Origin of the sequence: Streptococcus sp. HMSC034B05, assembly GCF_001809055.1 — a bacterium.
In the GTDB taxonomy this organism is placed as follows: domain Bacteria; phylum Bacillota; class Bacilli; order Lactobacillales; family Streptococcaceae; genus Streptococcus; species Streptococcus constellatus.
In genome coordinates this window covers 1-361 of record NZ_KV795624.1, presented here as the reverse complement: position 1 = coordinate 361, position 361 = coordinate 1, and the positions used below count along the sequence as shown (strand labels likewise).

Here is a 361-nt window from a genome sequence, read left to right as displayed (position 1 = left end):
GGCGGTTAGAGGTTCGACTCCTCTAGGGTGCATAGGGAAGAAGTCTGAGGGCTTCGGTTTTTCTACCTATACGGGAAGTAGCTCAGCTTGGTAGAGTACTTGGTTTGGGACCAAGGTGTCGCAGGTTCGAATCCTGTCTTCCCGATGCTATGGCGGTGTAGCTCAGCTGGCTAGAGCGTCCGGTTCATACCCGGGAGGTCGGGGGTTCGATCCCCTTCGCCGCTATAATTGATCTTGTTGGACCTTTAGCTCAGCTGGTTAGAGCTCTCGGCTCATAACCGAGTGGTCGTAGGTTCAAGTCCTACAAGGTCCATTTTGTTATATTGTGGAGGATTACCCAAGTCTGGCTGAAGGGAACGGT

3 tRNA genes are annotated in these 361 nt (G+C 52.6%); all 3 read left to right on the top strand.

The features are described from left to right. The first annotated feature begins 71 nt into the window (after window positions 1–71). The 3 genes from HMPREF2542_RS08270 to HMPREF2542_RS08260 all read left to right on the top strand — a co-directional run bounded on the left by HMPREF2542_RS08270 (window position 72) and on the right by HMPREF2542_RS08260 (window position 313). A tRNA-Pro gene (locus HMPREF2542_RS08270) sits at window positions 72–145 on the top strand. Window positions 146–151: 6 nt separating this feature from the next. Beyond that, window positions 152–225, top strand: a tRNA-Met gene (locus HMPREF2542_RS08265). A gap of 14 nt (window positions 226–239) precedes the next feature. Beyond that, window positions 240–313, top strand: a tRNA-Ile gene (locus tag HMPREF2542_RS08260). Window positions 314–361 lie beyond the last annotated feature (48 nt).